Genomic DNA, 4,417 nt, shown 5'->3' on the forward strand with positions numbered 1-4,417 from the left:
CCGCGGGCCTGAGTTGCTCGCCGCGGCCACCGACGAGCTTGTCGCCGCGGCGCGCAAATCGCCCTCGCTGCTCGGCCCCACGGTGTTCTCGCCGTTCTCGGCCAACACGCCGCAGCTCTTCGTCGACATCGATCGCACCAAGGCGCAGAAGCTCGGCGTTCCCATCTCCAATATCAACGACACGATCCAGAGCTATTTCGGATCGACCTATGTCAACGACTTCAACCTGTTCGGCCGCACCTATCACGTCACCGCGCAGGCCGACTTCCCGTTCCGGAAAGAGCCCAGCGACCTCGCACGCCTGCGCACACGCAACGCCTCCGGCGACATGGTGATGCTCGGCAGCGTGGTCGAGTTCAGGGATGTCTCGGGTCCCGATCGCGTCGCGCGCTACAATCTCTATGCCGCGTCCGAGCTCCAGGGCGAGCCGGCGCCGGGCACCAGCTCGACCGCGGCGCTCAACACCATCAAGAAGCTCGCGGACGACACCTTGCCGAGCGGCTTCACCTTCGAATGGACCGATCTGTCCTACCAGCAGATCACCGGCGGCAATGCCGGCCTCTACGTGTTCCCGATCTGCGTGCTGTTCGTCTACCTCGTGCTCGCTGCGCAATATGGCAGCTGGACCTTGCCGTTCGCGGTGATCCTGATCGTGCCGATGTGCCTGCTCGCCGCCACCATCGGCGTGCGCATCATGGGCCAGGACGTCAACATCCTCACCCAGATCGGCTTCGTCGTGCTGGTGGGGCTGGCGGCCAAGAACGCGATCCTGATCGTCGAGTTCGCGCGCGACATCGAGAACGAGGGCAAGCCGCGGCTGGAGGCGGTGATCGACGCCTGCCGCCTGCGCCTGCGGCCGATCCTGATGACCTCCTTCGCCTTCATCCTCGGCGTGCTGCCATTGGTGATATCGAGCGGCTCCGGCTCGGAGATGCGGCAGGCCGTCGGCGTCGCCGTGTTCTTCGGCATGATCGGCGTCACCCTGTTCGGCCTGTTGTTCACGCCGATCTTCTACGTGGTGGTGCGGAACCTGGCCGAGGGGCGGAATGAGGGGAAGAAGCCGGAGGTGGTGGCTTCTTAAGCGCACGTGATGGCCACCGGTGTGTCCACATCCTCGCCGTCATCCCCGCGAATGCGGGGATCCATAACCCCAGGGAGGAGTTTGGCGCGAAGCTCTTCGCAAAACTCCTTCCTGTGGTTATGGGTCCCGGGTTCGCGACTTCGTCGCGCCCCGGGACGACGCCATTTTTGTGGCGACCTCCATACTAACGACCAACTTGAAATGGATGGGCAGGCGCGGGGTTCTTCCCTAGTATCCGCGCGATTTCAAAACAGAAAACTGCTGGGAGATAACAGATGAAATCAGCACTTTTGGCCGCCGTCGCAAGCTCTGCTCTGGTGCTGGCGGCGCCGGCCTCCGCGCAAGGCGTCAAGATCGGCATCCTCAACGACCAGTCCGGCGTCTATGCCGATTACGGCGGCAAATGGTCGGTCGAGGCGGCCAGGATGGCGATCGAGGATTTTGGCGGCGAGGTGCTGGGTCAGAAGGTCGAGCTCGTCACCGCCGACCACCAGAACAAGGCCGACCTCGCGACCTCGATCGCGCGGCGCTGGTACGACGTCGAGAACGTCGACATGATCACGGAGCTGACGACCTCCTCGGTCGCGCTCGCGATCCACGAACTGTCCAAGGAAAAGAAGAAGATCGACATCGTCGTCGGCGCCGCCACCTCGCGGCTGACAGGCGATGCCTGCCAGCCCTACGGCTTCCACTGGGCCTACGACACCCGCGCGCTCGGCGTCGGCACCGGTGGTGCGCTGACCAAGGCCGGCGGCGACACCTGGTTCTTCCTCACCGCGGACTACGCCTTCGGCTACGCGCTGGAGAAGGACACCAGCGAGATCGTCACCGCCAATGGCGGCAAGGTGGTCGGCTCGGTGCGCGTGCCGCTCAACTCCTCGGACTTCTCCTCGTTCCTGCTGCAGGCGCAGAGTTCGAAGGCGAAGATCGTCGGCCTTGCCAATGCCGGCCTCGACACCACCAATTCGATCAAGCAGGCGTCCGAGTTCGGCATCGTCGCCAGCGGCCAGAAGCTCGCCGGCCTGCTGATGACGCTCGCCGAAGTAAATGGCCTCGGCCTCCAGGCTGCACAGGGCCTGGTGCTGACCGAAGGCTATTACTGGGACGTCAACGACAAGTCCCGCAATCTCGGCGAACGCTTCCTCAAGCGCACCGGCCGGATGCCGAACATGATCCAGGCCGGCACCTATTCGGCGACGCTGAGCTACCTGAAGGCGGTCAAGGCGGCAGGCACCAAGGATCCGGATGCGGTTGCCAGGAAGCTGAAGGAGCTCCCGGTCGACGACGACTTCGCGCAAGGCGGCAAGGTGCTCGAGAACGGCCGCATGATCCACGACATGTATCTGTTCGAGGTCAAGAAGCCGTCGGAATCGAAAAAGCCCTGGGACTATTACAAGCTGCTCGCCACCGTCCCCGGCGACAAGGCCTTCTTCACCGCCAAGGACAGCGGCTGCCCGCTGACGAAGTAGGGGCGAGGATCGCGCCAATAACTCAGTGTCGTCCCGGACAAGCGCAGCCCTTGGCAACGCGTAGCGTTGTCGAGGGCGAAGCGCAGATCCGGGACTCATAACCACAGGACTGTGTGGTTACGGGGACTCGGAGTGATCAGCTCGCGCTACAACTTCGTCCTGTGGTTATGGGTCCCGGGCTCGCTTCGCGCCCCGGGACGACAGCGGAACGTGTGGCCGCGGCCCCCGCCTCACACCAGCCGCAACACCACCGCACCCAGCGCGCCGGCCCACAGTGCGATGGCGGCGATGCCCTGGATCATGAAGCCCGGGCCGCGCTTGGCTGCCGCTTTCGAATAACCGATGAAATAGACGATGCGGCCGATGATCCAGACGGCGCCGATCCCCGCCGCGATGCCGTCGCCGATATAGACCGCGAACAGCCAGAGCGCCGGCAGGACAATCGGCATCCATTCCAGCGTGTTCGCCTGGATGCGGAAGGCGCGTTCGAAATCCGGATGGCCCGACATCGCCGGCACCTTGACGCCGGTCTTGGTGCGCGCGCTCGAGACGTTGATGGCGGTGAAGAAATAAAATGCGATCGCCAGCAGCGTGACGAGAGCGGTGAAATGATACATCGCTGGTTCCTTCAAACAGACCGCGCTTCAATACCCGGTCAGCTCGAGATAGCCAACGCCGTCATGCGTCCCGGCAAAGCTGATCGGCCCCTCCCAATAGGAGAAGCCGGTCCCCATCCAGGCCCCGGGATTGAGCGGCTTGCAGTGGATCGAGAACGATCGCGACGGGATCGCGATCTGCCATTCCACCGGCAGCTTGCGTCCCGCAACCTCCGCCGTCGCTTTCGGCATCATCCGGATGTCGCCGCCCGTGATCATCTGCGTTTCGCCGGCAGCGCTGATCCAGTTGCCGAAGGGATAGTCTTTGCCGTCCTTCTGCCGCAGCCGGTACAGCATCAGCTTGTCGCCTGACGACAGATGCAGCGACAGCCAGTCCCAGCCGGTCTGGTCGGCGTCGAGCGGCTGGCTGCTCCATTCGCGGTCCATCCAGGCCTGGCCCGAGACATCGACCGGCTTGTCGTCGATGGTGAGCGTGCCGCGGGCGCGGTAGAACGGCTGGCTGTAATAGTAGGACGCCTGGCCACGCTCCGACTTGCGGCTGTAGCCGCGATCGCCTTGCAGCACCACCGCGCGATCGGCCTCCAGCGTCAGTGCGTAGCTGAAATCTGTGCTGGACGCCCTCAGCGCCAGCGGCGCCAAAGTGCGGTCATCGGTTCGCTCGAGAGCCTTCATCTCCCAATCGTCGATCCAGGCATCGAACGGCTTGGCCGTGACGCCAGCCTGGCCGACGCCGCCGCGTGAAAAGACTTCGTTGAAGCGGTGGGTGTCGGCGCGCGTCACTGCGGCATGCGCCATCCAGACCTGCTGATTGGCCCAGCCTTCGCCTTGAGGGCCTGGCTGCGCCGCCTGACGGAACAGCGTCCATTGCAGGCCGCAAGCCGCGCCGCTGCCGTCGATGAGGTTTGCCGTCAGATACCACCATTCGATGCGAAACTCCGGATGCGGCCCGTGATCGCCAGGAAAGGCAAACAGCTTTCCCGGCGTCACCTTCCCAAAGCCATCCGCTTTTTCACCGAGCCCCGCATAGCCTTGCGCGCTGGCGCGGCGTGCGAGGGCCAGCGCAGCGATGCCGCCGGCGAAGGCGCGGCGCGACATGCGATCAGCGTTCATTGGCAAACACCTTGACGAGATTTGCCGGCTGCATCCGCGCCAGCCGTGCCACCGGCAACAGCGCCGCCAGCAGCGACGCCAACAGCGCGACCGCGACCAGCTCGACCAGTTGCAGCGGAAACACCTGGAACGGCAGCCGC

General features: G+C 64.5%; 4 protein-coding genes. 2 read left to right on the forward strand and 2 right to left on the reverse strand.

The genetic code is table 11. The annotated features are described in order from the left end of the window. A partial coding sequence (locus IC66_RS0104775; RefSeq protein WP_038946832.1) for an efflux RND transporter permease subunit occupies window positions 1-1,081 on the forward strand: 1,081 nt, incomplete at its 5' end. Window positions 1,082-1,356: 275 nt separating this feature from the next. After that, window positions 1,357-2,550 carry an ABC transporter substrate-binding protein gene (locus IC66_RS0104780; RefSeq protein WP_038946834.1) on the forward strand — a complete coding sequence of 398 codons (1,194 nt, stop codon included), beginning with the start codon at window positions 1,357-1,359 and terminating at the stop codon, window positions 2,548-2,550. A gap of 230 nt (window positions 2,551-2,780) precedes the next feature. Here IC66_RS0104780 and IC66_RS0104785 read toward each other — a convergent pair whose 3' ends face one another. Further along, the gene (locus IC66_RS0104785) at window positions 2,781-3,167 is read right to left on the reverse strand and encodes an MAPEG family protein (RefSeq protein ID WP_038946835.1); all 387 of its coding nucleotides are present in this window, start codon (window positions 3,165-3,167) and stop codon (window positions 2,781-2,783) included. Window positions 3,168-3,194: 27 nt separating this feature from the next. Further along, window positions 3,195-4,277, reverse strand: a complete 1,083-nt coding sequence (locus IC66_RS0104790) for a lipocalin-like domain-containing protein (RefSeq protein WP_038946836.1) — start codon at window positions 4,275-4,277, stop codon at window positions 3,195-3,197. Window positions 4,278-4,417: the final 140 nt, after the last annotated feature.

The sequence above is a fragment of the Bradyrhizobium genomosp. III genome, from assembly GCF_000261705.1.
GTDB classification, from domain to species: Bacteria; Pseudomonadota; Alphaproteobacteria; order Rhizobiales; family Xanthobacteraceae; genus Bradyrhizobium; species Bradyrhizobium ottawaense.